Source organism: Polyangium sp. y55x31, assembly GCF_029946505.1.
Taxonomy (GTDB): Bacteria; Myxococcota_A; Polyangia; order Polyangiales; family Polyangiaceae; genus Polyangium.
The window spans coordinates 15,420-39,128 of the sequence record NZ_JARZHG010000012.1; the positions used below are offsets into that span (position 1 = coordinate 15,420).

The window sequence follows — 23,709 nt, forward strand, 5'->3', positions numbered from 1 at the left end:
CCCCCTCCACCGGAGCCATTGCCAGCGCTGCCGCCGCTCGGATCGCCGGGGTTGTTTTCGCCGCCGCAGGCGACGACGAGCGCGAGGGGCAGGGCAAGGAGGAAAGTGGTGGCCGTGAGGGGACGTGCGTGAAAAGAATTTTTCGCTTTCATAGAAGAAGTATCACTTTCAGGGCTTCGAGGGACGAGCCGAAGGCGCGGAGGAAGGATAACCCGCGCCCACACAGAAAGACTCTAGCCGAACGCGTCGGCCAGGTCGCGCGCCTCATGATTGACATGCTGTTCGATGGCGCCGACCATGGGCGCATGATGAGGCGTATCTTGTGCATGGTGCTGTTCGTCGGGGGGCTCGTCCACTGCTCGGCGGGCGAAAACGGGACGACCGGGCCCGGAGGGCAAGGGAGCGGTGCGGGGGGCTCGAACGCGGGCGGAAGCGGTGGCATGAACGCGGGCGGCGGCGGCATGGGAGGCGAAGGAGGCTTCGTCTTTCCGAGCGGCTCGGGGGGCGCGGGCGGGTCATGCACGCCGGCGAGCGCAGTCGAGACGATGTGCGACGGCAAGGACGACGATTGTAATGGTCGCATCGACGACGTGGACGTCGGAAAGGACGGGATCTGCGATTGCTTGCGGATCGGCATCGTCGGCAGCCCGGGGAGCAATCCCTCCTCGAACTTTCAAGCGTGGCTCGCGGCGCGAGGCACGAGCGTGGAGCGGACGCACCAGACGCCCGCGGAGGTCTTCGATGCGGCGTTCCTCGACAAGTACGACGTCATCATCTTCGATAGGCTGGCGCGGACGTACACGGCCGAGGAAGCGAGCGCGCTCGCGGCGTGGGTGGAGACGCGGGGCGGGTTCGTTTCGATGACGGGATATACCGACGCGGACCCTGATTTCTACACGAACACGCTGCTCGCCCCGTTTGGGCTCGCGTATCAGCCCGGTCTGCACTCCGAGCCAGTGACGATGTTCGCGGCGCATCCAGTGACAGCGGGGCTCTCGTCGGTGACGTTCCTCGGCGGATACTTGGTCCAGGACCTCGGCGGGAGCGGCGGCACGAGCGAGGTGATCGGGAGCATCGCGGCGGGGCCCGTGGCGTTCGCGCACGAGCGAGGAAAAGGCCGGGCCGTGGTGTGGGGCGACGAGTGGATCGAGTACGACAGCGAATGGCAATCGCTGCCCGAGATCGAGCAGCTCTGGGTCAACATCATCGCGTGGCTCGGGCCTCAGGATAGCTGCCAGGTGACCGTGCCGAAATGACGGCTCGACGGGGCGATCAGATGCGGCGGAGTCCGGTCGCGCTGGCGAGCAACATCTCGCGCACGGCCTGGGCGCGCTCGCGCGCGACGGGCACGCATACGCCGCGCCGCTCGAGGCCGATGCCCACGCCGACGAAGACCCGCGTCTCTCCCCCGTCCCGCTCGAGCTCTTTGATGTGAGCCGCATTCACGAGCCAGTTGCGGTGGACACGTGTGAGCGCACGGCCGAACGAGGCCTCGATCGCCGATAAGGATAGGTCGAGGTCGAACGTGCCGTGCGCCGTGTGCACCGAAGTGAGCCGGTCGGCCGCCTCGAAGGCCCAGACCTCGTTCTGTTCGAGGAACACGAGGCTTCGTCCGCGGCGCGCGACGATCCGGAGCGGGCTCTGGGGCACGACGAGGCGGCGCCGGGCGGCGAGGCGACGCAGGCATTGCTCGACGCGCTCCTCGGTGAATGGCTTCAAGAGGTAATCGTCGACGCCGAGCTCGAATGCCTCGATCGCATGCTCTTTGAACGCCGTCGCCAGCACGAACATCGGCCGCCGCGGGTTTCGCGCCGAAGCCCGGACGAGATCCAGCCCGGTCTCGTCGTCCCCCTCGAGCGCGATGTCGACGAAGACGACGTCCACTTCGAGCCCGGCGGGAGCCGGCTGCAAGGCCTGGCGCGCCTCGCCGACGCTCGCGACCGCGCCGACGACCTCGGCGAGGTGCGAGCCTTCGAGCAGCTCGACGAGGTAATTACGCGCGGGCCACTCGTCCTCCACGACGAGCACGCGAAATCGAAAGGAATCGACGGTCCCGGAGAGATCGTTCATCGGGCCACCTCGGGGTAGAGAGCGAGCCCTTCATCGGACATGGATTGGGACTTCGAGCCAGGTGATCCCTCCGCGGTTGTCGCGGACCACCGCAAAAAGCACCTCCTCGCCCGCGGCGAGGGGGGCCCGAAGGTCGGCGACCGTCGTCCCTACTTTGCCGCTCTCCGGATCGTAGAGTAGGCGCGTGGAGTTCACCTGCCCTCCCGTGATGTAGTAATCGACCAGGACCCTCTCCTTGCCCATCTTGCCCTCCGCCGTGAAATAGCTGGGGTCCGGCTCCTGGCTCGCTTCGGGGACCGAGATGTCGAGCGGCTTCGCGGGGCATTGCTCGATCTCCGGCATCGCGCAGCGATCCATCGTGATGCCGTCGCTCGGATCGACGGTTTTACCGTCGAAGGTGAGGTGATCGATCACGGGATTGGAATTCGGAAGCATGGGGAAGACGAAGACGCGCGAGAACGCGAACATGAAGTCTTCGGGGCCGAGCTCCTTTTGCTCCGCATCGAAACAGCCGAAAGGGACGGCCTGCGGACCTCTTCCACGTGCGCCGACGTACTCCACGTGCCCGGCGCACGCCATGTTGAAGACGACGAGGGTTTTGTAGAAGGGGGCGCTCCCGGGTCCGGGTGGCCCCGGCATTCCCAGCAGGTCCTCGGGCACTTCGAGCGAAAACGACGTCCCCTCCTTCAGGTGCGGCGTGAGGTCTTCGCCGCGCGGGAACGCGCTCGCAAAGGCGGGATAACATTCGTAAGGCGCGCCCTCCGGCGGATCGGTGCAGACCGTCGGGATCCAGAACATCCGCATGGGCTGCGCCTTCTCCTTTCGGCCATCGAAAGCGAGCACATCGAGGTTCACCATGTCCCCAGGCGTCGCGTAAGGTTTGTCGGCGCGCGTCGCGAGGATACGCACGCTCGACACCTCGTTCTCCGGAGCGAATTCGGGAAAATTGCAGCCCGTCGCCCCGAGCAACCCGATAGCCCCAACGATCCAAGCGTTCTTCTTCATAACTCCCCACGAAGCCCCAGGCTCGGTAGGATGGGCAAGCCGCTCACGTACGACGACTGGGTGTAGTCGTAGTTATAGGTGATCCCCTCGGGGTTCTGGTGGTTGTAGACGTTCTGGATATCGATGTAGGCCGAGAGCTTCCACGAATCGAAGGTCCACGTCTTGTCGAAGCGCACATCGAGCTGGTGGAAGAGCGGGAGCCGCGCGCCGTACGGCGGAGACGCGGTCGCGGCCTGAAAACTGCCGGTCGTCGCGTCATAGGCGCCGCGCGTCGTGGGTGTATAAGGGTTCCCCGAGACGAGGCGGAAACGCGCGCCGAGTCGATACCCACGACCGAAATTGTAGCTCGCGATCGTCGTGAGGACGTGCGTCTGATCATACTGGGAAAGGGCAGACGGCTCCGTCGGCTCGGGGCGGCGCTCGCTCCTCGACAGGGTGTAGGCGATCCATCCGAAGAAGCGCTCGTCGGACTTGTAGCGCAAAAGCCACTCGGTGCCGTAGACGGCCCCCGCCCCGGCGTTCCCTGCCCCGTCCGAAACCAGCCTGTCGAGCTGCTTGTAGAACGCGTTCACGGAGAGCTCCACGCGGGGGCCGAATTCCTGCTCGAATCCGACGTCGTAATGAATGGATCGGTTCGACTTCAGGCCCTCCTGGCCGAAGACGGGATCCGTTTCGAGCGGCCCCGGCGGCTGATAAAAGATGCCGGCGCCCGCCTTGAGCGCCGTGCGGGGGGAGCCGCTCGTCAACTCCTGGCGCAAATTCAAGCGTGGAGAGATGTCCCAGCTCTGGGTCGAGCTCGTGTAATCCAAGCGGAGCCCCGGCACGATACGCATGCCCCGCCAAGGCATGATTTCCCATTCCGTGTACATGCCGCCGAAGAGGCGCTTCCCGGATTGGGTCGTCTCGAGCGGTACGTCCTCGGGTCCGCCCGCGGGGACCCCGGGCGGGCGGGGACGCGGAAAGCGGATGTGCAGGTCGTAGGGGCTGTAAATCATGTCGATGCCGACGTTCGCGCGGACGGATCGCATGACCTTCTGCGAGACCTCGGCGCGCCCGCTGATCGGGAGCTCGGTCGTCGTGAAGCCGAGGGCGCCGAAGCCGATGTCCACCGAGTCCTGCCCGACGGCGGCCGTGACTTTGAGCTCCGTGCTGTCCGTGAGCTTGTGCTCGTAGCGGGCCTGGAGGCGCCAGAAACTCGTATGGGTGCCGATGCCGCTGAAGCTCGTGGCGCCGGCGTTCGGGTTCTCATTGAAGATCTCGAGGCCGTCATCGGACCCGAAAAACAGAAGGCGCAGCGACGCCTTCTGACCGAAGTCCTTTTTGAGCATGACCTGGTAGTCGTAATAACGCGGCGCCGTCGACACGCCCGCGCCGGCGGCCGTGAGGACGGGGCCGAGCCAGCCGTCGAACCACGAGCGGCGGCCAGCGATCAAAAAGGTCACGCCCGTCTTCGGAATCGTCCCCTCGACGAGGAGGCGCGCGTCGATGAGATCGAGCTGCGCCATGCCGTGCAGCCGCCCGTCCTTCTTGGGATCACGGATCCCGACATCGACCATGCCGCCCATCCCGCGCCCATACATCGCGCTGTAGTTCGAGGGATAAAAATTGATCTTGTCGAGCGCCTCCGTCGGCACCACGGAGCTCAGGCCGCCGAAATGGTAGACGATGGGCACGGGTGTGCCGTCGACATAGGTGGTCGTGTCCTGCGGCGCGGACCCGCGAACGATGAGCTGGCCACCGAACGGAGGCGGGCGCGCGACGCCGGGGAGGTTTTGCAGCGACCGCAGCGCATCCCCGTTCGTCCCCGGAATGAGCGCGATTTCTTCCCTCTTGAGCGTGCGTTTCGTGACCTCGCGGGGCGGGCGCTCCCCGCGGACGACGATCTCCTGGACCGGCGGCTCGTCTTCGCTTTCGCTTGCGGCGCCGTTCTCCGCGGGGGCCTTCCGGGGCAAGAGCCTCAATACGACGTGGGTCTCTTCCCCGGGGGTGAGCTCTTCGTCCGCGGATTGGGGTTCATACCCTGGCGCAGATACGACGATGTGCGTCGGGCCGCCCATCACGTTCTCGAGGGTCCAGGACCCGTCTGCGGCCGTCTGCGTCGTGTGCTCGGCGCCGTCGGCGGTCCGCACCGTGATGCTCGCGGGGGCGATCGGCGAGCCTGCCGTCTGGTGCTCGACACGTCCTGTGAGCTTCGGCGGCGGGGGCACGAAGGCATAACGGAATTTGATGCGGGCCGGGATGTTCTTGTCATTGCGCCGGGCCGGTTCGAAGACGAGTTTTTCGGCCGCGGCGACGGCGGCCTCGTCGAATCCGTGGCCTTGGGGTGCTTCGACGGTCGCCTTCCGGACCGCCCCGGATGCGTCGATCTCGAGGATCAGGACGACCGTGACTTCCGCGAAAAACCGCTCTTTGAGCGCTTGATCCGGATATTTCACGCCGGGATCGGTCACGAGCCGCGGCGGGACGACGACCGGTTGCGGCGCGGCGGCGCCGGTCGCGGCGGGCGGCTCGTCGGGCGCCCCTGCGAGCGCATCCCGTGATGCCAGGGACGTCAGGAGGAAAACGGCGGCGGCGCCGCGCCGAAGTGGATGGTCGGAAAGATGTGCCAAGGTTCTCGGTGCAAAGATGCACGCGTGGCCGGCGCGTGGGGCTTCGATCCGACGAGCCGTCGGATCCCTCCGACGAAAACCTTCCCCTGGACCACGAGCGCCATGGGCCCCGCGCCTCGCGAGCGCCACGGCCCGAGCGCGGTGAGCGAAGGCGTTTCGTCCTCCGACGGAGGCCGCTCGTCGGAGGTATCCCGCGGCTCGTCGGATGCACGTCGCGCGGGAACGGCGAGCCGGCATATGGAAAGGCCGGGGCGAAAAGCATCGGCAGGGAAAGGCTTGACGGAAGATGAATCTCATCGAGTGGCTGCAGCGCATCATGGTCGGCTTCGGCGCTGCCTGGGTCATGTGGCTCATGATCGGCCTCAGCGTGGTGAGCGTCGCGATCATCGTCGAACGCACGTGGTTTTTCTGGTCCCTGCGCGACAATGTCGTGGTGCTCGCGCGTGATCTGCGCGGCGCCCTGCTCGACTCGATCGAGTCCGCGCAGAAGCGCATGGCCGCGTCGCCCTCCGCCGAAGCAGCGGTCGTGAGCGCGGGGCTCGTCGAGGCGCATCGCGGGCCGAAGGCCGCGGAGGAAGCCATGGCGGGCGCGCTCGCGCTGCAACGCATGAAGCTCGAAAGGCGCCTCGCCTACCTCGGCACGCTCGGCAACAACGCCCCGTTCATCGGCCTTTTCGGCACCGTCATCGGCGTCGTCGGCGCATTCGACGCGCTCGGCAAGGCCGCCGAGACACCGATGGCGCAGGCAGCTTCCGCGGCGATGGCCCCGCAGCAGGTCATGTCGAGTATTGCCGAAGCGCTCGTCGCCACGGCCGTCGGTCTCGCGGTCGCCATTCCGGCGGTCGCCGCGAACAACGTTTTTCAGCGGGTCATCAAGTCTACGATCGCGAATACCGATGCGCTGACGCGCGTGCTGCTCGCGCACCTGCACGGCGAAAAGGAAGGCGCGCTCGAGGAGGCGGTCTCTGACATCGCCCTCGCCGTGGCCGCGGAGAAGTCCGAGGCGAAACCGGCGAAGACGAATGGCGCGCAGAGCAAGAAGGCGGCGACGAAGGACGTGGACGAGGAAGAGTCCAGCGAGGAGAATGGCTGATGGCCGCTTCGAGCTCGAACAACGAGGACAACATGGTCGAGGGGATCAACGTCACCCCCCTCGTCGACATCACCCTCGTGCTCCTCATCATCTTCATGGTGACGGCGAAGATCATCGTATCGCAAGCCGTGCCGCTCGACCTGCCGAAGGCGGCGCCGGGGCAAGACGTGCAGATGGTCTTCAGCGTCGAGCTCCGCGCGAACGGGGACATGGTCGTCGACGGCAAGAAGCTGCCGAACGACGAAGCCGCGCTCCCGCTCGCAAAGGAGGCGCAAGCCAAGACGCCGGATCTACGCGCCGTCATCCGCGCCGAGTCGGCGGTGCAACACGGGCGCGTGATCCACGCGCTCGATCTGCTCAAGCGCGTGGGCATCACGAAAATCGCATTCGGGGTGACGCCCGTCGCAGCCGACGACGGCAAACCGCCGCCCGTCCCCGCGACCCCATGAGGTGAAAAACGATGAGCTCGGTGGCAGGTAAGTTCGAGCTGGAGGGTGGTGATCCCCTCGCGCATGTGGTTCGTCTCGGCCATCGTGCAGGGCAAACGGGTATGGGGATCGGCCTCGTGTTTGCCCTGACGTCCCACGTGTCGGTGCTGGCCGTGATGCCGCTCTTCGACACGGAAGGCGCCGCCTTCGAGGAGAGCCATGTCGAATACGACATCGCTCTGCCGCCCGAAGAAAAGGAAGAGCCGCGGCCCGAGGAAAAACCGCCGGAGCCTGCACCTGAACCCGAAGCCCCGCCATCTCCAGCGCCGGTGCTCAAGGAGAATACCCCGACGAAGGCGCCCAATCCCGAGTCGCCGCCCCCACCCTCGCAAGCGGCAAAGGTGCTCACGCAGGAGCCCGATCCGGAAGAACCCGTCGACATGACGGGGCAAGGGTTCGTCACGGGCAATGGCGCGGGGCCCGGCTACGGAATGGTGTCAGCCGCGGGGACGGCCTCGGCACCGACGTACAACAAGGGCGCTTCGCTCGACGGCAAGGAAGGCGGCAAAGGAACGGGGCCCGTGACGCCGCCGGCACCGCAAGGGCCCGATTTATCGAAGCCGCCAGGCCTCGCCGGCAGTTCCGCGTGGGATTGTCCTTTCCCGCCCGAGGCCGACGCGGAGCAGATCGATCAGGCCGTCGTGTCGATCGTCGTCACCGTGCGGGCCGACGGCTCGCCGCAATCCGTCAATGTGGTGAGCGATCCGGGGCACGGCTTTGGCCGCGCCGCACGCCTTTGCGCACTTTCGCGCAGGTACACGCCCGCGCTCGATCGATCGGGCACGCCGAGGGTCGCCGCGACGCCGCCGATCCGCGTGCGGTTCACGCGGTAGGCGCCGCGGCGATCAGGACTCGGCTTGGGGGGGCGGCACCGGCGAGGGCTCGGATGGGCGTTCGGCGGCGGTGGCGCCGCGGGAGCGCGCCTTCCATGCGGGGAGAAGAGCGAGCAAGGCCGGAAGCAGCACCACGCACGCGACGAGGTTCACGCCGAGGCCGAGCAGCGAAAGCTTGCCAACGCTGGCGAGGCCTGGGTGCGTGGCCAGCGCGAGCACGCCGAAGCCAAAGCCGTCCGTGAGAATGGCGCCGGTGACGTCCCAGCCCGTGTGTTGCCACACTTTTTCGAGCGGCTCGCCCGCGTCCACACGCGCGAGCAGATGCGCGCCGTCGTCCACGCCAATTCCGAGGAGGATCGGCAGCACGATCATGTTCAAGTAGTTCAGCTCGGCGCCAATGACGGGGAGCAGCGCAATCGTCACCGCAAGGCAGAGCAGGGCCGGCCCGAGCGCGAGCAGCGCGAGCCGGAGACGACCAAGAGTGAGGTACAGCACAAGGAAGACGAGCACGCCGGTGGTCGCGAGGATGCGCGGTGCGTCGCGCTCGATGGTCTCGAGCATGTCGGCGAGCACCATCGTCTCGCCTGCGGCCGCGCGCACCTCGCCACCGGGCAGCTCGATGCGGCGGAGCTGCGAGGCGAGACGCCTGATCGCGGCGGCGTCGCCCATGCTCACCGTGGGGTAGAGCAGCACGAAGTGCACGGGGTCTTCGCCCGGCTTGGGCTCGAAGGTATGGCGCAGCGCGGACGGGAGGTCGGCGGGGCCGAAGGGCTCGGCCGCGGCCATACGCTGGAGGCGTTCGAGCCGGCCACGCGCGTCGGCGTCGAGGCTCTCGGGGCGGATCCGGGAGGTGATCTTGGCGATCTCGCGCAGGAGCGGGCGCTTCGCGTCCTGGCCTTCCGGGAGCAGGTCGGCGCGCGTGGCGATGAGGCCGATGGTGGCGGCTCCGCCGAGCGCGGCCATGCGCGCGCGCACGGCGGAGGAGACCTCGCGCGCCTCGGCCTCGCTGCGGGCGAGCACCACGAGCGGGGTCTGCGAGCGGCCGAGCAGCGCGTTCACCTCGCGGTCGCGGCGGAAGCTCGGGAGGTCGGCGTCGTCGAGGTGGGAGAAGTCGGCGTCGAAGCGGGCGCGGGGGAGCTGGGTGAGCGCGAGGGCGGACGCGGCGACGAGGCCCCAGAAGAGCGCGGGCGCCGCGCGGCGCATGAAGCGCACGCCGGGAAGCGCCACGCCGGCGCGCACGGGCGACAGGCGCGGGGCATGGCGCGCGAGCACGCCGAGCAACGCGGGGAGAAGCGTCAGGTAGGCGAGCAGGACGAGGAGCGTGCCCAGCGCGGCGAGCAGGCCGAACTCGCGGAAGGCGCGGAAGTCCGTCCAGGTGAGGCAGCCGAACGCCGCGGCGGTGGTGAGCGCGGCAGCGAGCGAGACGCGGCCCGCATCGCCGAAGGCGCGACGGATCGCCTCTTCCTCGGCCGCGCCGGCGCGACGCTCCTCCTCGTAACGGCCGAGGAGGTGGACGCCGTGGTCCATGCCGATGCCGACCAGGATGGCGCCGATGAACGCCGTGAGGATGTTGAGCGTCCCGAAGAGCGCGCCCGCGGCCCCGTACGCCAGCGCGAGGCCCGCGTAGAGCGGCGCGAGCACCAGGGCGATGGCGAGCAGGCGCCGGAAATGGAAGGCGAGGTAGGCGATGACCAGGCCGAGCGCGAGCGCGGAGGTCAGCGCGAGGTCGCGCCCGAGCACCGCCTGCAGGTCGACACGTTTCGGGTACCGGCCGGTGAGCTCGACGCGGAGGTCGGGCGCGTAGGCGGAGGGCTCTGCCTCCTGGAGCACGCGCTTCACGTCGGCGACGACCTGCTTCGCGAAGGTGAGGTCGGAGGCCAGCCGGGTCGGGCGGACGAGGATGGCCAGGGTCCGGCCGGTCTCGTCCTCGTGGTACGACCCGCGCCGCGCGCCGCCGTTGTCCTCGAGGCGCTTCTTGTACTTGGCTTCGAGGTCCGCGACGTCGACCGGGGGCGGCTGCTCGTCGTCGAGGTCGAGGTAGGAGCGCTCGATCTCCCAGCGCTGGCGCGCGGCGAGGCGATCCCGGAGCGCCGTGAGGTCGGGCTGGTCGGCGAAGTAGAGGGCGCGGTCTTCGAAAAACTCCGCCGGGAAGCGGTGGTCGACGTACTGCACCGTTTCGAGTTTTTCGAGGCGGGGCGCGATCTCGTCCGCGAAGCGTCGGCGCGTGGCCTGATCCCCGCCCTCGACCAGGAGCACCACGTACCCGACCCCGCCGAAGCGCGCCCGCAGCGCCTCGATGCCCTGCACGCTCGGGTAACTCGGCGGCAGGAGCTGGGTGATGTCGGGGTCGAGCTTGAGCTTCCCGGCGGACCAGGTGCCGAGCGCGGCGGCGAGGGCGACCAGCACGATGGCGAGGGCGGCGTGTCGAAACGCGGCGACCGCCACGCGCGCGAGGGCGGCGCGGATGGCGGCGGGCACGGAGCCGAGGCGCGCGTCCCCGTCCCCGTCGTGATCAGGCGCGGCTGACATCACGCTCCCTCGGGTCGCTCAGGGGGACCTCGTCGGTCGCGTCGTTCGCGGCGGGCGTAACCGGGAACACGTGGTTGCGCAGCAGCGGGTAGTTCCAGGTCGCGAAGACGACGAGGCGCGTGAGGGCCCAGGCGAGGCGGTCGTCCATGGCGGGCAAGAGGAGGAGCACGGCGACGCCGCCGGCATTGAGGGCGGCGCTCGAACCGGAGACGAACACGAAGCGCGCGGCCTGGCTGGTCCGCGGGCCCGCCTCGGCCTCGAAGGCCCACGCGCGCGAGAGCGTGAAGGCCACGACCCCACCCGCCACGCAACCCGCGCCCGTGGCGAGCGGCGGCGGCGCGCCGGTCCCGATCACGAGCACCTGCACCACCACGAAGTCGAGCGCCGTGGCGAGCGCGCTCACGGCGATGGCGCGTGGCAGCGCGCGGCGATCGTCGCGGGGCAGCTTGCCGCCGAGCGAGCGGACGAGGAAGGCGAGCCGCTGGAACGCGGTCGCGTGCGAGGTGAGCGCGATGAGGGTGACGCCGGCGGCCGCGATCCAGTGCGGCGGGCGCGGATCCTCCGGCGAGACGACGGCCTCCAGGATGGGACTGAGCGCGACCGAGAGGCCAAGCACCAGGATACGCTCGGCGCGCTGCATGAAGCCCACGTCCTTCATCTGGGCGCCGAGCGCCTCGCCGCGGGCGCGCACGTACGGGACGAAGAGCGAGCCGGTGAGCGCGAACAAGCACGGCAAGAGCACCCAGCTCTCGCGGTAATACCAGGCGAGGCCCACGAGCACGGCCGACTCGCAGTAACGATCGAGCACCGAGTCGAGCGCGGCGCCGCTCGGCGAAGCCTGCCCGGTGGCGCGCGCCACCCGCCCGTCGAGGTAATCGAGCGCGCCCGCGCTGACGTAAAGCCAACCACCGAGCGCGAAGCGTCCCGCCGCGATGGCGACCCCCCCGCCCGCCGCGAGGCCCACCGCCAGCGTGGTGATGGCGTTCGGAGGCACCCCCGCGGCGGCGAGCCCCTGCCAGAGCGGGCGCATCAGCCAGGCGAAGAAGTGGCGCGCGCGCGCGGTCGTCAGCCCGCCGAGCCCGCGGCCGTCGGCCTCCTCGTCGTGGAAGCGGCCAAAGGCCAGGGTGCGCACGGCATAAGCGGCGAGGCCGATCAGCACGTACGCAATGAGCAGCAGCGCAGGCGCGGCCGCGGTCCAGATGCGCTCTGCGGCCGAGAGGCTGCCGGTGAGCAAGTCGGAGAGCGGGTTCATACCGAGACCTCCGGGGAGGCGCCGTCCTTGCTCGGCGCCGGATCGAGCCGCGCGCGTTGCGCGAGGAGGACCGCGCGATCGGCGGCGAGGGCCACCGCGGCGCCGGCGAGGATGTCGAGGATGTAATGGTGCCGGAGGTACATGGCGGAAAACGCCATGACCGCGGCCCAGAGAGCGGTGAACACGCGCAGTCGGCCGCCGAGCGACCAGGTGGCGAGCGCGGGCAACACCGCATACCCCACGTGAAGCGAGGGCATGGCCCCGAATACGTTGGAGCTGCGGGCATAAAATGCGTGGAAGACGTTCACGCCGAACAGGGCGTCGAAACGCGCTCCCCCGGCGGGATTCGAGGGCGCGTCGAGCACGGCGGGACCTGCGCCGTAGAGATCGACGTACCAGGGCGGCGCCGCGGGCCAGACGATCCAGATCATCCAGCCGAGCAGGCTCGCCGCCGCGAAGCCCCACGAAAGCCGCTGCATGCGCTCTTGATCGCGAAAATACAGGTATGCCCCGACCGCGAAGACCTGGATCAGGTAGAGGAGGTAAACGATGCCCGTGAGCGCATCGAGCGCCGTATGTGTCGCGCGCGCGACGAGCTCCGAGATCGGCACCCTCCCCGCGCTCGTGCTCACGCCGAACAGCGCGCGCTCGGCTTCGTGGAGGTCGCCCACATGGACCTCCCCGCGCAGGTGAATGAACAGGCGCAGGTGGTCGTAGGCGAGCCCGGTGAGGACGAACGGCGCGGCGATCGCCGCAAAACGCCGCGCGCGTGGCCCGGCCCAGGCGAGGACCACGAACAGGCCCACGATGACGAAATGCTCGGGCCGGAGCCCCAGCGTCGCATGAATCCAGAGGAGCAGGAGCGGAGCGCCCCCGAGGGACGCCCACGCCCACCGGCTCCCATCGCCCGTCGGCCGCAGCTTCATCGCTCGCCTCGCCGACGGGATCAGTCGTAGTACTCGTTGCCGAGGTGGGTGATGAGCTCCTCGCCGATCATCCACCGCAGCGTGTTCTTGAGCTTCATCGATTGGATGAAGAGGTCATGCTCCGGATAGAGCTCCGGCGCCGTCATCGGGCTCTTAAAATAGAAGCTCAGCCATTCCTGCGTCCCCCGCATCGACGCGCGCGCCGCGAGGTCGAGCAAGAGCGCCAGATCGAGCACGATGGGCGCCGCGAGGATCGAGTCCCGGCAGAGGAAATTGACCTTGATCTGCATCGGGTAGCCGAGCCACCCGAAGATGTCGAGGTTGTCCCAGCCCTCCTTGGCGTCGCCGCGCGGCGGGTAATACTCGATACGGACCTTGTGGTAGATCTGGCCATAAAGGTCCGGATAACGATTCGGCTGGAGGATTTGCTCGAGCACGCCGAGCTTGGAGACCTCCTTCGTCTTGAAGCTGTTCGGGTCGTCGAGCACCTCGCCGTCGCGATTGCCGAGGATGTTGGTGGAGAACCACCCCTGCAATCCCAGGCTGCGGGCCTTGAGCCCCGGGGCGAGGATGGTCTTCATGAGGGTTTGTCCCGTCTTGAAGTCCTTGCCCGCGATGGGCACGCCCATCTCCCGCGCGAGCTGCCACGCGGCGGGGAAATCGACGCAGAGGTTGGGCGCACCATTGGCGAACGGGACCCGCTCCTTGAGGCAGGCCCACGCATAGATCTGGGAGCTCGAAATACCCGGATCGTCCGCGGCGAGGCCCGCCTCGAAGGCCGCGATGCTCTCGTGCACCGCGCCGGGGGCGATGAAGACCTCGGTGCTGCCGCACCAGATCGCCACGGCGCGCTCGGCCCCGTGGCGGCGAATGAATCCGCGGATGTCTTCGCGGATCTGCTCGACCATCTCGGCCTTGGACCGGGCCGCCTTGACGTGCGTGCCGTGGAGGCGGCGCACGTATTCCGGATAGAAGGCGCCGCGCATGGGCTCGATCTGCGCGAGCTCCGCGGCGACCGCGTCGACGTGGCGCGCTTCGAGCACCTCCGCGTGCCGCGCGACCTCGAGCGCGTTCTCGGGGAAGATGTCCCAGGCGCCGAAGACGAGGTCGTCGAGCGACGCCAAGGGGAAGGCCTCGCGGACGAGCGGGGAGCGGTCGTCGGTGCGTTTGCCGAGGCGAATGGTGCCCATCTGCGTGAGCGAGCCGATCGGCTTGGCGAGCCCCTTGCGCGCGAGGAGCACGCCGGCGATGAAGGTGGTGGCCACGGCGCCGAGGCCGGGGAGCAATACGGCGAGCTTACCGGTGGCGGGGCGGATCGTCTGCGGGCGTTCTCTCACGGCTCTCCTCGATCCTTGGTGACGGGACAACCAGGCACGTTCGATTGCAGGCGGGTGACCGGCCAAGGTTCTCGGCGCGCAGGATGCACGCGCGGCCGGCGCCTCGGAACGTCCATCCGACGAGCCGTTTGATCCCTCCGACGAGCCCATGCATTTGGACCACGAAGTGGATGACCTTCAGGGAGCTTGCTCGACATGCGGGTCGCCTCGTCCGTCTCCCCCCTGCACCTCCTTGCCCGGTCCGCGCCCGACCCTTCGCCAAAAAGCCGCGTCAGTTTCCTGCCATGCGTTGCGCATCGGCGCAATGCGCACCCTTCGGCCGCGCCGCGAGGTATCGCTTGGCCGCCGCGACGGCCTCGGCGATACGGCCGGCGCGTTGAAGTGCGACGGCTCGCAGATAATCCGCCTCGTCGGCCCGCGCGTCCCCCGGGTATGTCGATACGAACTGCTCGAACTTGCCGGCGCTGTCGGTGTAATCGCCTCGACGGAGTGAATCCATCGCGTCGGCAAACGCGCGCGATGCGGCCGAAGGGACGCGCGCGGGCGGCGGAGGAAAAACGGTGAACGCGGGAGGGGGCAGCCATGCCTCGGGGCGCTCCTCCGCGGCGGTGTCGCTCGTGGCCTCGGATGAACGATCCGGCGTCCACCCGTCTCCGCGCACGATCGCGGGGCGCGTCGACATTTTCTCTTTTGCGGGCGCGCTCGGGACGACCGCAGACGACGTGCCGTCCGGCGCGGCCGTCTCCACGGGTTTTTCCTCTTCGGCCGCCTCGTCCGTCACACGCCAGGATCCACCGGCCGGAATCACCGCGGTGAATCCCGCATACTGGACCTCGGCCGTGCCTTGCTCCACGGCCACGCTGCGGATCCGGCCTTCTTTTGCCTCGACACGAAATGCGGTCGCGCGGACCTCGATTTGCGCGTCTTTCGTGCGCACGACGAACCGCTCCCCGGCGCGGACCTGGCTACGCGCCACGTCGAGGGCGCCGTGCTCGAGGATCACCTCGTCGAGCCCCGCGCTTCGATTGCGCGTGAAGCGGGCGTCGTCCGACGGGCGAAAATGCGGTTCGAATGCGCCTTCGAGGCGCGTCGGCGCTGTCATGTGCTGCGCGATTTCGACCCGGTTCGTCGCGGCGCTCCATTGCCCGCCGAAGAAGCCGAGCGCCACCGCGCCGGTCAGCGCTACCGCCGCGAGCAAAAGCCGCGTCTTCTCGAACGAGCCACGTGGAGCCGGAAGCGCCGTCGCGCGCTCCAGGAGGGCGACGCGCGCTCGCTGGTGTGAAAGCGGCGTCGTTTTCTCGCGTGGCGCGCGTATGGCATCGCCAATCCGATGGAGATCACGCGCGAGGCCCGTGCATACGGCGCAACCTTTGAGATGGCGCTCCATCGACGCCGCCTCCTGCGGGCCGAGCCGCCCGTCACGGAGGGCCTCCACGAGATTCATCCACGGGCAGCCCGTAGACGTCATCGCATCCCCCTTTCCAGCGCTCGCCGAAGCTCGGTCCGCGCCTCGTGCAAGCGCCGCCAGACCGTGCCGACCGGCGTGCCGAGGATCCGCGCGACCTCGGGACCGGACATGCCATTGTATTCGACCATCACGAGCACGATCCGTCGCTCTTCGGAGAGGCGCGCGATCGCCGCCTGCAGGAGCGCCTCCTCCTCGGCCTGGTTCACGTGCTCCTCCGGGCTCGGCCGAGATACCGTGGGTGCGGCGCAGAAGGCATCGTAGAGCGCGCGCAGCCGCGCGAACGTGCGCTTGCGCCGCCGGAGGAGCTGCACGGCGATGCCCATCAAAAAGGGCAATGCCGAGGCGCGCCCGTCGAACGAGGCGGCCGCGCGGGTCGCCGTGAGGAACGTCTCCTGCACGAGATCGTCGACGTCGGAGACGTTGGGCGCAGCGCGCAGGAGGAATTGACGTAATGGCTCGTGATAGCGATCAAAAAGGACGCCCAGCGGCCCGAGCTCGCCTTGGGCGATTGCAACGAGCAGCTCCTCGTCGCTGAGCGCGGCGGCATTCGATAGGCGCTTGGGGGCCAGCGTGTTCATGGAATCGCCGCCTCGATCCCGACCCCGAGGCCGAGCGTGTAGCCCGGGAAAGGCACCGACGCCCACACGCGCCCGCTCGGCGCGACTTCGCCGTCGACGGCGATCAAGGCACGGAACGCGCCCGAGATCGGAACGACAACCTGGGCCTCCAGACCGAGCCGAAAATAAACACGCGTATCCTGATCGAACTTCTTGTCGCCTTCGAGGTCCGTCTCCGGCACCACGCTCGTCACGACCGCGAGGGAAGGCCGGAGCGCGGGCCGCAGCTCGACGGATCCCACGGTGAAAGAACGAAATGCCGTGGCGCCGATGCACAGCTCCGCCGTCTGCGGCAGCCCCTCGACGAACGGCATCGAAAAACCATCTTGACGGAGCCAAACCCCGCCCCCCCACGACTGGAACGGCACCGCCGCCGAGAGGGTCGCCCCACCCCAGATCCGATGCGCCGGCCCCGCATAACGGGGCCCGACGAGGGCGCCGAGGAGCACACGCGGTGCTTGCGGCTGCGGCTCCTTCTGCGGCGCGGGAGGCGCCTCGGGGCTCGGAGGAAGCGGTTTGGCGAGGAGCGCCTCGCCGAGCGGACCGACCTCGTCCGGCGAGACGACCTCACGCGTGACGGCATGCCCGTCCGCGTCGACGACGGTGACCTGGGCCGCATCCGCACGGACGACCAGATCGACCTCGCCGCCCACACAACTCCAGGGCTGTCCCGGCGCGCCGGTCGCCTCGACGAGCTCCTCGACCGCGCGTCGCCAGGCCTCGGGCTGCGCAGAGACGTTTGCCCCGGGCCGCGCCGGCGTGCATGGCGGCGGGGGCGCCGCGCTCGCCGCGGTGGGGAGCATCGCCGAGAGGCTCAGGCCGAGAAGCGTGGTGCGCAGCGTCAAGAAACGAGAACTCCACCCCTCCTTGCCCGCTCGTCGGCGGACCCTTCGGGAAAAATTCGCATGGGGGGGCGGGGTGGGTCAAGGGGGGCCCTCTCCGCGCGCCGCCGCGAGGATCCGCTCGGCCTCCTCGTCCGATGAAATCTCCAAAATGCTCTGCCCGACCTGCGCGAGCTGCGGCATTCCCTTGGGCATCGCGCGCAGGCACTTCCGCGCCACCGCGAATCGCAGCACCGACCGGATCACCACCTGCCTTCGAAGTGAGTGGCATTTTTATGTGCCTTCTCTGGGGACGCGTTAGCATGGCGGTCCGAGCGTCCGACCAGGTCGATTTTCAGCAGGAGTGGGTGGAGAGCGATGAGCGAGCGTCCGAAGATCAGCGTGGATGGAGTGGATTTCGAGTGGGACCGAGAAAACGGCCGCATCCTGGTCTGGGGCAACCCGGCGTTGCTCATGTGGATCGAGACGACGCTGGCCGGGCTCATGGTCGGCATCCACAAGATGGTCGGGACCGAGCGCTTCGTGATCGCCGCGGAGCAGGCGGGCCGCGAAAGCATCGAGGGCGAGGTGGCGGCCATCATGCAGCACCGTCAAAGCGTGGAGGACGGGTTCAAGTACCTCGGCACGAGCGCAGCCGCGGTCGGGCACGGCCACTGGGAGCTCGTGCGGATCGACCATGAGAAAAAGGAGGCGTGGTTCCGGGTCCACAATAGCTGGGAAGGCCTCTACCAGAAGGCGCTCGGCGTCACCTGGGGAACCAGCACGATGGCGGGCAAGTTCGGCGCCCACTGCTCGAGAATCTTCGGGACGCACTGTCGGGCCGAGCAGACCGCATTCCTCGCTCGCGGCGACGCCTATGACGAGTTCGTCGTGCGCCCGACGGAGCGCACGATCGAGGACGACCTCGAGGCGCTGATCGGCACGGAGAAGGCCACCAAGGCCGACATCGCCGTTGCCTTCGAGCGCCTGCAACGCGAGGTCGAGGAGCGCCGGCGTGTCGAGGAGGACCTGCGCCGCGAGGTCGAAGAGCGTACGCGCATCGAGGAGGACCTCCGAAGCAAGCTCGACCTCATCCGGCGACAGGAGGAGGCGATCCGCGCGATGTCGACGCCGATCCTCAGGTTGTGGAAGGGCGTCCTGACCATGCCGGTGATCGGGCTCGTCGACAGCACACGCGCCGGGGGGATGATGGAGGCGTTGCTCGAGGAGATCACGCGGACGCAGGCGCGCTTCACGATCCTGGATCTGACGGGCGTCGACGTGATCGACACGGGCGCTGCGAGCCACCTGCTCAGGGTCGTGCAGGCGGCGCGGCTGCTCGGCACGCAATGCCTCGTCTCCGGGATCTCGCCGGGCATGGCGAGCACGGTGGTGAGCCTGGAGCTCGACCTCGGCGCGCTCAAGACGTTCGGGACACTGGAAGCCGCGCTCCGGTATGCGATCAAGCAGGGGCAGGCGGAGGAGATGGAGGCCCCGAAGGGAAGCCGTCGCGGCGCGCGCTCTGCTCCCCTCGACCACGGCCCGCGGACGAGGCAATCCCCGAACGACGATTGACATACCCCCGCAATCCCGAGAAGCACCCGCCGCCGCGCCGTCCACCTTCCCGATCACGAGCGGTCGCAGCATCTTCCCCGGTGGGGTTGACACGCCCCCGGGACCTCGGGATACTCCCACGCAGACGGGCCACCCAAAGTCCGCGCCTGCGAGGCCACCAGAATGGTGCTCGCCATCACCGCAGCCGGCGCCCGCTACGTGAAAGCATCCATCCGTTCTCGGCTCCCCAAAGGTTATCTTTTCGCTCGACAGAACCGCAAAAAGCTCGGCCGCGTCAAAGCCTGGTGGCATCGAACGTGGTGCCCCTGCTGCGGTCCATGGCTGATCGATTCGAGCTGGCATACACCGCTCACGAAGCAGCGCAACTTCGGGCTACGGCTCCACGCGCTCGAATGGCTTCGCATGCTCGCCCCTCTCGATCCGCGGCTCCGCGGGCCGCTCGGCGACGAGGAGGAGCCCGAGGGGTTCATCGCGTGCATCGAGCTCGACGTCGCGTGCGACGGGCGCACCCTGCTCGACTTACTCGTTCAACATGGCTACCGCGCAGAACGGCTCACGGGCGGGCCGGCGGCGGTATTCGTCGTCGAGGCCATCGAGCCCATTGAAATCACGCTCCGGAGAGGCGACGACGCGCCTCTCGACGACGAGCCGGCGTGCGACGCCGTGGTCCTGGCGAAACGGATGAGGTCCTGGCACCCCGGGTCCCAAACGTACATCGACGGGGTGACTTGCGTCGATGATCTGCTGGGACAGGAGAAACGAGACACCTTTACAAAAGACACCACGAGGAGGTAGATGCCGCCCCTTCCTGACGACATGCCGGAGGATCTCATCATGGGTGAAAGCGCGCGAGGACCTTACGACGCCATCGTGGCGAGCATTGACGACGTGCCGGTTGCACGCGTCACGGCGGACGCCCTCATGCGCCTGCCCGCGCACACGCGCGCGTGGCCCATCATCGTGTCGGCCGGAGACGTCGAGAGCTCCGTGGAAAAGGCACTCGAGGGGCTGCCCATCGTTCCGCGCTTCGAGAAAGAAGCCATTGAGGGACTCTCGGACGCCGAGTCCGCGGACCTTCGGGAGATGGCCTCCGCCGTCATCCACCTCCTCTCCGCCGCGCCGGAATCGGGGATCTACCGGACGGAGCTCACGCACGCGTACGTCGTCGGCTCGCTCGTCGCGACGTCGCACGACGAGGTTCGGAAACGCCTCGCCGCCGCGGGTCTCCGCGTCGCATCCCTCGCCGAGGTGCTCGCGACCCTGCCGCGAGAACCGGAGAGCACCGAGGCGGCCGTGGCCTCCGTGGAAAAGACATTCGAGGGGCCGATGCGCGCGTATCTCGCGACCGGGGGTCCCATCTCCGAAGAGCTCCGAAACGCGGAGTCGCTCCCCTGGAACGCGTATCTCACGGGCACGGTCGAGCGATGGAATCCCGAGGTGTCCGGTCGAATCTTCGATCTGTGGCTCGCCACGCGCGACGGAGACATGCTCGGCATCCCGGGATATCTCTCGCTGGAGGAGGACACGAAAGCGCCCGAGCTCGGGTTCGACAGGACGCAGGCGCTCGCCGACGTTCTCGCGGCGCGTGGGCTCTCGCCCGTCCTCTCGGGCCTCATCGCAGCGCGGACGATGCTCGGGCCGTCGTCGAACTACCTGTGCGCGCGATGGCTCGCGAACCCGGCATCGTTCTCCGTCGACGCGCTCGGACTCCCGCTTGCGCAGGCCGCGCTCGCGGCGGCGGTGAGCTCCCTGCTGCGCGGAGCGCCGTCCGTTCGCGCGCGCGTCGAGGCGCTGCTCGCCGAGCACCACCCGGCCTTCGGGCTCGAGGCGTTGAAGGGGCTCCTCGACTACGACGACGGCCATTATGCGAAGCGCCTCGACGACGCGCACCTGATGACGGCCGCGACCGGCGCGAAGCTCGTCGATCTCCTCAACCTCGCGAGCAAGGTCGATGAGCTGCGCGGCAGCGCGGCCAAGGAGCGCTCCGCGAAGTCGTTTGTGCTCGAAACATGGGGGAAGACCCTCACGACCGGCGCGTTCGCGCAGGGCGTCAGCGATGCGCTCGGACGTCTCGACAAGGGCGCGATCGACAGCCAGGTGGTCTGGGAGGCGCTCGCGCGCGGCTTCGAGGCTGCGCCGGACGATCCGCTCGGGATCGGCGACGCGCCGCCCTTCGCGCTGTATCTCATCGTGCGACAGCTCGCGAAGCCGAAGGGCGCCGCCAAAACGAAGCTCGTCGCGTGGTGCGAGGCGCACCCGAACGGCCTCGGAGCGTACACGGAGACGTTCGCGAAAAAGGTCGGCGACGCGAAAAAGCCCGTGCCGCCGCCGTACGATCCTGCCGATCTCGCCGCCCTCCCGCCGCCGCTCGCCAAAGCGTGGAAGTCGGCGCGCGAGAAGAGCTGGAAAGCCGGGGTTCGTCTCCCGGCTGGCGCACCGGCGAAGATCCTCGCCGCCGCCGAAGCGGCGTTCGAGGCGCCTCTGCCCGAGGATGTGCGCTCGTTCTACACCCTGCACGACGGCGCGGGCGAAGACGAGTGCTTCCGTGGCTGCCGCCTCTACGCCATGTCCGAGGCCCTCGAGCAGCGCGCCATGCTGCGCTCGCTCGCGGAGGCGCAGCCGTTTCCGGCCGAGTGGCTCCCGGTCACCGCCGACGGCGCCGGCAATCACGCATGCGTCGTCATGCGCGGGAAAAACGCGGGCGAAGTGTTCGACTTCGACCACGAGACCGGCCCGGGTCGCAAGCTCGCCAAGAGCTTTTCGATCTTCGTCGAGCGCGCCGACTGGGAGTGATCCCATTCGCGAGCGTGGTGAGGACGCGCAGGGCGCGCTCCACGCGGACGCGCCTCACGCACACGCCCGCAGCACCCGCTCACTCTCCTCCGCCCAGCATAACCACGCGCGCTCGCGCGTGATGCCTAGACGCAGCGTCAGATAGATCAACTTCTTCCACCGCGGCATCTCCTCGACCGGCTCCGCATAATGCTTCGCCACGATCGCCTCGTACGTGGCGAGCAGCGCCGCATGGCGTTCGCGCGCGAGCGCGAGCTGGGCACATAGGTCCTCGATGCCGACGAGCTCCGCCGCGAAAAACTTGATCATCAGCGGGTCGGCGACGCGGGGCGGCTCGGGCGGCTCGCGAAACCAGTCGGCGAACGCGCGCCGGCCTTTGGCCGTGATCGTGTACACCTTCTTGTCCGGCTTGCCCTGCTGCTCGACTTCCTTGAACCGCACGAGCCCCGCCTCGGCGAGCGCCGCGAGCTCGCGATACACCTGCTGGTGCGTCGCGCGCCAGTAGAAACCGGCGACCTCGTCGAACTCCTTCGTGATCTCGTAACCCGTGACCGGGCGTGTGCCGACGACGGCCAGGATCAAGTGCTTCAGGGACAAGGCGAGACTCCTCCGATCGACCTACCTATGCACATGGTTGCATATCCCGGCGCCGGATGCTAGGACCTATGCACCAAGGTGCATAGATGGTCGCGACGCCTCCGTTGAAGACGCTTTCCTCCGGGCCCATGCGCTGGGTGATCCTCGCCCTCGGCGCGGCAGCGCTCTGCTTTTCGAACGGCGTTCACGCGAGCGTCGTCGCGGCTTGGGTTGCGCCGGCCTTGATCTTGCGCTTCGTGATGATGTCGCCGGCGCGCTCCGGCTTCGCCGCGACGGCGGTCGTGTGCGGCGTGGCTTCCTTCGTCACGTTCCGCGGCGCCATTCCCATGCCGGACGCGGAGTACGCCGTCACGAGCGTGATCTCCGGCGTGTTCGGCGCAGTCCCTTACTTGCTGCACCGTCTCGCGGCCGCGCGCCTCGGTGCCGTGCCGGGCTCGCTCGTGTTCCCTGCGGCGAACGTCACGCTTCTCTACGTCGTCTCCCTCGGCAGCCCGTTCGGCACGTGGGCGAACGACGCGTACGTCCAGCTCGACTTCCTGCTGCTCTCGGAGCTCGCCTCGGTGACGGGGTTATGGGGCATCCCGTTCCTCGTCGCCTGGTTCGGAAGCGCGGTGCAGGGCCTCTTCGAATCACGCGCGCCCCGCGCCAATCCAGCACTCGTGGCGTTCGGAGCGTGCTTGCTCCTCGCGCTCGGCTACGGCGCCTGGGCTCGCTACACGCCTCTGCCCGCGCGCCAAACCGTTCGCGTCGCGGCGCTCAGCAATCCTTCCACCCTGAGCGACTTCTTCTTCGAAGGCTGCCCCCAGCGCGAGGACATCACCTGCCGCGCCGAAAAAAGCCGCACACGTCTCGACACCCTCTTCACGATGTCCAAGACCGCTGCCGAGAACGGCGCGCGGGTGATCGTCTGGTACGAGGGCGCGGCGCAATACGACGAAGGATTCGAGCCTGAGTTCGTCACGCGCGCAGAGGACTTCACCCGCCGTCACGGCGTCCACCTCGTCGCCGGCGCCCTCCAGGTCCCCCGGGATCCCGGCGCGCGAATGACCAACAAGGCAATGGTCTTCACGCCCGAGGGCCGCCTCGCGTTCGAATACGTGAAGTCGATCCCCGTACCCGGCGAGCCCATCGTCGCGGGCAATGGACAGGTGCAAACGCTCGATACGCCGTACGGACGCCTCGGCGTGATTATCTGCTTCGACGCCGACTTCCCCGCGCTCGGCCGGAAGGCCGCGCAGCAGGGCGTCGATCTATTGCTCGTGCCGGCCAACGATTGGCGCGCGATCACGCCGCTGCACGGAGAGATGACGGTGTTCCGCGCGATCGAAGGCGGCTTCAGCCTCGTGCGGTCGGCAAGCAACGGCCTGTCGATCGCGACCGACGCGCGCGGCGTGCGCCTCGGGTCGAACGATTCCTTCACCTCGCCGGGCGCCATCATGTACGCCGACGCGCCGATCGCGGGGCACATGACCATGTACGCCAGATTCGGCGACGCCTTCGCGGCCCTCTGCGCGCTGTCTCTCGCGGCCCTCATGGCCGGCGCGATCGGGTCGGCTTTTCGGGGGCGGGCGAGGCGCGCCCCGGGATCAGGTGATGGGGTGAACGCCGCTTAAATCGGCGATACCCGGGGGACCCCAAAGGATACGGGCCCCCTTGCACGATTGTTCGTACGCCAAGCGTTGAGGATGACGCGTCG

The 23,709-nt window shown here is 68.5% G+C and carries 20 protein-coding genes; 8 read left to right on the forward strand and 12 right to left on the reverse strand.

The features are described 5' to 3' along the window. The first annotated feature begins 305 nt into the window (after window positions 1-305). Window positions 306-1,256, forward strand: a complete 951-nt coding sequence (locus QHF84_RS21570; RefSeq protein ID WP_281315239.1) for a hypothetical protein — start codon at window positions 306-308, stop codon at window positions 1,254-1,256. 16 nt (window positions 1,257-1,272) lie between these two features. Here the strand turns inward: QHF84_RS21570 and QHF84_RS21575 are convergent, their stop codons facing one another. From QHF84_RS21575 to QHF84_RS21585, 3 genes are read right to left on the reverse strand one after another with little or no spacing between them, the layout of a single operon-like run. Continuing rightward, window positions 1,273-2,070 (reverse strand): LytTR family DNA-binding domain-containing protein, encoded by a 798-nt coding sequence (locus QHF84_RS21575; protein WP_281315240.1) that lies wholly within the window; start codon window positions 2,068-2,070, stop codon window positions 1,273-1,275. A gap of 30 nt (window positions 2,071-2,100) precedes the next feature. Beyond that, window positions 2,101-3,075, reverse strand: coding sequence for a hypothetical protein (locus QHF84_RS21580; RefSeq protein ID WP_281315241.1), 975 nt, complete (start codon window positions 3,073-3,075; stop codon window positions 2,101-2,103). Next, window positions 3,072-5,684, reverse strand: coding sequence for a TonB family protein (locus QHF84_RS21585; protein ID WP_281315242.1), 2,613 nt, complete (start codon window positions 5,682-5,684; stop codon window positions 3,072-3,074). The genes QHF84_RS21580 and QHF84_RS21585 overlap by 4 nt, the downstream gene beginning before the upstream one ends. Window positions 5,685-5,970: 286 nt before the next feature. Between QHF84_RS21585 and QHF84_RS21590 the strand changes: the two genes are divergently transcribed. Genes QHF84_RS21590 through QHF84_RS21600 form a run of 3 tightly spaced genes read left to right on the forward strand, consistent with a single transcriptional unit; the run spans window position 5,971 to window position 8,098 of the window. Next, window positions 5,971-6,777 carry a MotA/TolQ/ExbB proton channel family protein gene (locus tag QHF84_RS21590; RefSeq protein WP_281315243.1) on the forward strand — a complete coding sequence of 269 codons (807 nt, stop codon included), beginning with the start codon at window positions 5,971-5,973 and terminating at the stop codon, window positions 6,775-6,777. Next, window positions 6,777-7,226, forward strand: a complete 450-nt coding sequence (locus QHF84_RS21595) for a biopolymer transporter ExbD (protein ID WP_281315244.1) — start codon at window positions 6,777-6,779, stop codon at window positions 7,224-7,226. The genes QHF84_RS21590 and QHF84_RS21595 overlap by 1 nt, the downstream gene beginning before the upstream one ends. A gap of 11 nt (window positions 7,227-7,237) precedes the next feature. Further along, the gene (locus tag QHF84_RS21600; RefSeq protein WP_281315245.1) at window positions 7,238-8,098 is read left to right on the forward strand and encodes an energy transducer TonB; all 861 of its coding nucleotides are present in this window, start codon (window positions 7,238-7,240) and stop codon (window positions 8,096-8,098) included. A gap of 12 nt (window positions 8,099-8,110) precedes the next feature. On the opposite strand, the gene QHF84_RS21605 is transcribed toward QHF84_RS21600, so the two are convergent. From QHF84_RS21605 to QHF84_RS21640, 8 genes are all read right to left on the reverse strand, one after another. Next, window positions 8,111-10,627, reverse strand: coding sequence for an MMPL family transporter (locus QHF84_RS21605; RefSeq protein WP_281315246.1), 2,517 nt, complete (start codon window positions 10,625-10,627; stop codon window positions 8,111-8,113). Further along, window positions 10,611-11,879, reverse strand: coding sequence for a GtrA family protein (locus tag QHF84_RS21610; protein WP_281315247.1), 1,269 nt, complete (start codon window positions 11,877-11,879; stop codon window positions 10,611-10,613). The genes QHF84_RS21605 and QHF84_RS21610 overlap by 17 nt, the downstream gene beginning before the upstream one ends. Then, complete coding sequence (locus QHF84_RS21615; protein WP_281315248.1) at window positions 11,876-12,805, reverse strand: phosphatase PAP2 family protein; 930 nt, start codon at window positions 12,803-12,805, stop codon at window positions 11,876-11,878. Before QHF84_RS21615 ends, QHF84_RS21610 begins: the two co-directional genes overlap by 4 nt. 20 nt (window positions 12,806-12,825) lie before the next feature. Continuing rightward, complete coding sequence (locus tag QHF84_RS21620) at window positions 12,826-14,142, reverse strand: inositol-3-phosphate synthase (protein WP_281315249.1); 1,317 nt, start codon at window positions 14,140-14,142, stop codon at window positions 12,826-12,828. A 271-nt stretch (window positions 14,143-14,413) separates the two neighbouring features. Next, the gene (locus tag QHF84_RS21625; RefSeq protein WP_281315250.1) at window positions 14,414-15,610 is read right to left on the reverse strand and encodes a FecR domain-containing protein; all 1,197 of its coding nucleotides are present in this window, start codon (window positions 15,608-15,610) and stop codon (window positions 14,414-14,416) included. Beyond that, window positions 15,607-16,188 carry an RNA polymerase sigma factor gene (locus tag QHF84_RS21630; protein ID WP_281315251.1) on the reverse strand — a complete coding sequence of 194 codons (582 nt, stop codon included), beginning with the start codon at window positions 16,186-16,188 and terminating at the stop codon, window positions 15,607-15,609. Before QHF84_RS21630 ends, QHF84_RS21625 begins: the two co-directional genes overlap by 4 nt. Further along, window positions 16,185-17,072 carry a hypothetical protein gene (locus tag QHF84_RS21635; protein ID WP_281315252.1) on the reverse strand — a complete coding sequence of 296 codons (888 nt, stop codon included), beginning with the start codon at window positions 17,070-17,072 and terminating at the stop codon, window positions 16,185-16,187. The genes QHF84_RS21630 and QHF84_RS21635 overlap by 4 nt, the downstream gene beginning before the upstream one ends. A gap of 78 nt (window positions 17,073-17,150) precedes the next feature. Then, a complete protein-coding gene (locus QHF84_RS21640) occupies window positions 17,151-17,303 on the reverse strand; it encodes a hypothetical protein (RefSeq protein WP_281315253.1) in 153 nt (50 codons plus the stop codon). Between the two features lie 123 nt (window positions 17,304-17,426). On the opposite strand from QHF84_RS21640, the gene QHF84_RS21645 reads away from it, so the two are divergent. The 3 genes from QHF84_RS21645 (at window position 17,427) to QHF84_RS21655 (ending at window position 21,416) form a co-directional block, all read left to right on the forward strand. After that, window positions 17,427-18,623: an STAS domain-containing protein gene (locus tag QHF84_RS21645; protein ID WP_281315254.1), complete on the forward strand. Its 1,197-nt coding sequence runs from the start codon at window positions 17,427-17,429 to the stop codon at window positions 18,621-18,623. A 402-nt stretch (window positions 18,624-19,025) separates the two neighbouring features. Continuing rightward, the gene (locus QHF84_RS21650) at window positions 19,026-19,418 is read left to right on the forward strand and encodes a hypothetical protein (protein WP_281315255.1); all 393 of its coding nucleotides are present in this window, start codon (window positions 19,026-19,028) and stop codon (window positions 19,416-19,418) included. Then, complete coding sequence (locus QHF84_RS21655; RefSeq protein WP_281315256.1) at window positions 19,419-21,416, forward strand: SMI1/KNR4 family protein; 1,998 nt, start codon at window positions 19,419-19,421, stop codon at window positions 21,414-21,416. Between the two features lie 54 nt (window positions 21,417-21,470). Here QHF84_RS21655 and QHF84_RS21660 read toward each other — a convergent pair whose 3' ends face one another. Continuing rightward, a complete protein-coding gene (locus QHF84_RS21660; protein WP_281315257.1) occupies window positions 21,471-22,013 on the reverse strand; it encodes a PadR family transcriptional regulator in 543 nt (180 codons plus the stop codon). Window positions 22,014-22,099: 86 nt separating this feature from the next. Here QHF84_RS21660 and QHF84_RS21665 point away from each other — a divergent pair, with 86 nt between their 5' ends. Beyond that, on the forward strand, window positions 22,100-23,626 hold the full coding sequence (locus QHF84_RS21665; protein WP_281315258.1) for a nitrilase-related carbon-nitrogen hydrolase: 1,527 nt from the start codon (window positions 22,100-22,102) through the stop codon (window positions 23,624-23,626). The last annotated feature ends 83 nt before the right edge of the window (window positions 23,627-23,709 follow it).